The sequence below is a fragment of the Bacillus cereus group sp. BceL291 genome, assembly GCF_051776705.1.
Classification (GTDB): Bacteria; Bacillota; Bacilli; order Bacillales; family Bacillaceae_G; genus Bacillus_A; species Bacillus_A cereus.
Genome location: NZ_JBPWAP010000165.1, coordinates 1 through 4,383 on the forward strand (window position 1 = coordinate 1; position 4,383 = coordinate 4,383).

Sequence of the window (4,383 nt, forward strand, 5' to 3'; positions counted from 1 at the left end):
AAGGCCTAGTTTCGGCAACTTTATTTTGTTCCCTACAACGGCAATGTTTTCATTTGTTTGTTTTGTGGTATAAGATTGTACGTTGTTCTTCTTAGATTTAAAGCGCGGTGCACTGTTTTGTTTTTTGAAAAAGCGTGTATACGCATCTGCAAGGTTGCGAACAGACGACTGAATCGCAATACTATCCACTTCTTTTAGCCAAACAAACTCTTTCTTCATGGCAGGTAGTTTGGCAGAGCATGTACCATATGTCAAACCTTTTCCTGTCTCTTTATATGCGTGTTCCCATAGGGATAGGAAATGATTGAATATAAAGCGAGAACAACCTATCGTTTTGTTAATTAGAATTGCTTGTACTTGATTTGGATAGATACGAAACTTATAGGCTTTATTAATTATCATTTGAATCACCTCCATTTCGATATATGACTATTATATACCAAACGTACATTCGGTAGATAGTGAAGTAACACTTTATGTATGTCGAACAATGAAGATGGCTTCCTGCCATCCCTTGTTCGAAGTCAATTCATCTCCCACCTACTTGGGCTGTGACCCTTCATGCTCCTTGAGGAAGGAGTCTTCTTGGCTAAAATGATAAAAACTAAAAGTGTTTTATTTTTCTCCATAACATCTATAATTTTTTCATAGTATTCATTTATGTTTATAATCAGAAATTACTTAATCATAAGTATCCACAATAGGTTGAATTTCTAACATACATTGCTTAAACAAGATAGGGTAGTAAACTTCTAATAGATATTAAATTAATGGAATTTGGACATATTTAGAGTATGTAGAAATTGCTGAGGAGGAAATAATATGAATATTAGAGAAAGTGAATTACCAGGCATCGGTTATAAATTCCATATTGTCACAAAAGATAATAACAAAATGGTAATCGTGATTCATGATGATGGACGTAGAGAAATATATCATTTTGATTCAGACCATGAAGAAAGTATCTCTAATGTCTCTTTAGGTGATTCAGAGGCAAGAAAACTCGCAGCAATATTAGGAGGGATGGTATATAAACCACAAGCTTTAGAAACAATTGAAATGGCATTTGAGGGAATAACAATTGAATGGTTTAAAGTTGAAAATAAAGCTCTTGCCGTTGGAAAAATAATTGGTCAGCTTGAAATAAGAAAAATATACAATGTAACTGTAATAGCTATTATAAGAGAGAACATGAAAAAATTATTTAATCCGGGACCAGAATCAGTTATTGAGGAGGGGGATATGTTAGTAGTCTCCGGAGAAAGAAACGAAGTTAAAAAGCTTATTAATGAATTACTTTCAAATAGAGGAGACTGACTAGATGGATACTTTAATTTTTGAAGTTGGTACAGCTCTAATTTTAGTAGCAATTGCAGCAGTAGTCGCTGGAAGGCTTAAATTTTCAATTATTCCTTTTTTAATTGTTCTGGGGATGTTAGTTGGCCCACACGCTCCGGTAATAGGTGTAATCGATTTCAGATTTATAGAAAGTGAAAGTGTAATCTCTTTCTTGGGAAGGATAGGAGTACTTTTTCTTCTATTTTACCTAGGATTAGAATTTTCAATGAAAAAGCTAATTAAATCTGGTCGTTCTATCGCGATTGGTGGAACAATCTATATTTTGATTAATTTTTCGTTGGGGTTACTATATGGATTGCTAATGGGATTCCCTTTATTAGAAATTTTAATTATAGCTGGTATTATTACAATTTCTTCTAGTGCTATTGTGGCAAAAGTACTAGTTGATTTAAAAAGAACAGGGAATAACGAAACGGAACTAATTTTAGGAATTATCATGTTTGAAGACATATTCCTTGCTGTATATTTATCAGTGGTTTCTGGCTTAGTCCTTGGTGATTATGCTTCATTCTTAGGTGCTCTTACCTCAATTGGTATAGCTTTGGTATATATGCTCCTATTCTTTATTGTAGCTAGATGGGCTACTCCGTTATTAAATAAATTGTTGAATATTAGTTCAGATGAGATTTTTATTATAGTAGTATTTTCTTCTTTATTCTTTATCGCCGGTTTTTCTGAAACAATTCATGTTGCGGAAGCAATCGGAGCACTTTTGTTAGGTTTAGTTTTTTCTGAAACAGAGCATAGTGATCGAATTGAACATCTTGTTGTTCCATTTAGAGACTTTTTTGGAGCTATCTTCTTCTTTAGTTTCGGTTTAGGTATAGATCCGTTTTCATTAGGTGGAGCGATATGGCTAACGTTAGGGGCTGTACTACTGACAATCGTCGGGAACTTTGTAGCAGGGATGATTGCGGGAAGGCAAGCTGGATTATCTCATAAAGCATCGACAAATATTGGGTTAACAATCGTGTCAAGAGGAGAATTTTCAATTATTATGGCTAATATTGGTATAGCGGGTGGTTTAATGCCAGTATTGAAACCGTTCTCAGCACTATATGTACTTATCCTATCTATTTTAGGGCCACTCTTTACTAAAGAATCGAAAAAAATATATAAATTTTTAAATAAAATATTTAAGTGGGATAAAAAATCTGCTTAAATTTAGGGAAATAAAATCTTTTTAATTACTTGCATTTTTATTGTAGAGTTTCTGTCTTTTGCATGAATTAAAGAATTGAATTTCTTGTGTTAATTAGCATACAGATGAATTTAAAATAAAAAGAAACTAAAAGGATCTAACAAATTGTTAGATCCTTTTAGTTTCTTTTTAGGGATATCGCCCTCAAAAAATCATACATCACGAAAAGCAGTTTTTTAGTAGCATTCCTAAAATTTAAAGATATTTTAAATGTTTTGTGTAGAAAAGCATGGCTAACTTCATCAATAGGTGAAAATATCTATGCTTTTTTATTTCAAGACAGAGATATACTGTACTCATAAATATAGAAATATGTATTTAAGAAAGATTGAAAGCGTATCAAATAATCTGATAGGAGATGTAGCTATATGACAGTATTCAATGTTAAAGAAATTAATAAAATACCTTTTGAAAGTAATATCATTCCAAAAGGAAACCGTAACCGTCCTGCATATACCATGAATCCAAGATATATCACAATTCACACCACTGCAAACCAAAATGCAGGTGCAGATGCAAGAGCGCATGCTAGATATGTTAACAATGGTGGTGGATCATCTGGTGTATCCTGGCATTTTACGGTAGACGATCATCGGATTGTACAGCACTTACCACTAAATGAGAATGGTTGGCATGCCGGAGACGGGAATGGAGCGGGTAATCGCTCGTCTATCGGCATTGAAATTTGTGAAAATCGTGATGGTAATTTTGAAAAAGCCTTAACCCATGCTGCGGGTCTCGTTAAGTTTCTCATGGCTCACCTTGGATTAAAGATTGGGAACGTAGTTTCCCATCAACATTGGAGTGGAAAGAACTGTCCACGTCCGATATTTAATCGACCAGGTGGATTTGAGGGTTTCAAGAGGATGATTGAAGATAGTCTAAACGATATGGTTGTAGAGAATCATAACAAGGATGCGGGTACACAAGGATTAGGAATTGCTTACATGGAAGGTGTAAATATTAACCTTCGCAGAGGACCTAGCACGAGTAGTGATGTAATTCGTAAATTGAACAAACCTGAATCTTATATTGTTTGGGAAGAACGTGAGGGCTGGCTGAACCTAGGTAATTCATGGGTGAAATATGACTCTTCCTATATTTACTTTGCCCGTAGACAAACGAGTAATATTGGTAAATTAGTTGTTGTAGATACAAACGAATTATGGGTCTATGGTTCTGCTAATTGGAATGATAAGATTAAGACTGTAAAAAAAGGGGAAGCATTTACAATTCAAGATGAATTGCAGGTAAATGGTTCTAACATGTATAAGTGTAAGTATTTCTACATTACCGCAAATTCTCAATTTGTATATGTAAAATAGGAAAAATGGATTTTATATATAAGTATAAAAAGTAATAAGACTTTAAAATAAGTTAACGGAATACAAACCCTTAATGCATTGGTTAAACATTGTAAAGTCTAAAGCATGGATAATGGGCGAGAAGTAAGTAGATTGTTAACACCCTGGGTCAAAAATTGATATTTAGTAAAATTAGTTGCACTTTGTGCATTTTTTCATAAGATGAGTCATATGTTTTAAATTGTAGTAATGAAAAACAGTATTATATCATAATGAATTGGTATCTTAATAAAAGAGATGGAGGTAACTTATGGATAACAATCCGAACATCAATGAATGCATTCCTTATAATTGTTTAAGTAACCCTGAAGTAGAAGTATTAGGTGGAGAAAGAATAGAAACTGGTTACACCCCATGCCCATCAACTTAAGAATTTGCACTACCCCCAAGTGTCAAAAAACGTTATTCTTTCTAAAAAGCTAGCTAGAAAGGATGACATTTTTTATGAATCTTTCAATT

General features: G+C 33.5%; 4 protein-coding genes. 3 read left to right on the forward strand and 1 reads right to left on the reverse strand.

Features of this window, described 5'->3' with window-relative positions; all coding sequences use genetic code 11:
• The coding region (locus ACS2CR_RS33530; protein ID WP_438906149.1) for an RNA-guided endonuclease TnpB family protein at positions 1-402 on the reverse strand (402 nt) is incomplete at its 3' end.
• Between the two features lie 420 nt (positions 403-822).
• On the opposite strand from ACS2CR_RS33530, the gene ACS2CR_RS33535 reads away from it, so the two are divergent.
• From ACS2CR_RS33535 to ACS2CR_RS33545, 3 genes are all read left to right on the forward strand, one after another.
• A complete protein-coding gene (locus tag ACS2CR_RS33535) occupies positions 823-1,317 on the forward strand; it encodes a cation:proton antiporter regulatory subunit (RefSeq protein WP_309567694.1) in 495 nt (164 codons plus the stop codon).
• 4 nt (positions 1,318-1,321) lie between these two features.
• Positions 1,322-2,521 (forward strand): cation:proton antiporter, encoded by a 1,200-nt coding sequence (locus tag ACS2CR_RS33540; protein WP_438906150.1) that lies wholly within the window; start codon positions 1,322-1,324, stop codon positions 2,519-2,521.
• Between the two features lie 407 nt (positions 2,522-2,928).
• Entirely contained in the window at positions 2,929-3,885 is a 957-nt protein-coding gene (locus tag ACS2CR_RS33545; protein ID WP_000215668.1) for an N-acetylmuramoyl-L-alanine amidase, read from the forward strand.
• Positions 3,886-4,383: the final 498 nt, after the last annotated feature.

Excerpts from the sequence above, each read along its gene's own strand:
- ACS2CR_RS33540 (WP_438906150.1), top strand. The coding sequence starts at position 1,322 with ATGGATACTTTAATTTTTGAAGTTGGTACAGCTCTAATTTTAGTAGCA.
- ACS2CR_RS33545 (WP_000215668.1), top strand. The coding sequence starts at position 2,929 with ATGACAGTATTCAATGTTAAAGAAATTAATAAAATACCTTTTGAAAGT.
- ACS2CR_RS33535 (WP_309567694.1), top strand. The coding sequence starts at position 823 with ATGAATATTAGAGAAAGTGAATTACCAGGCATCGGTTATAAATTCCAT.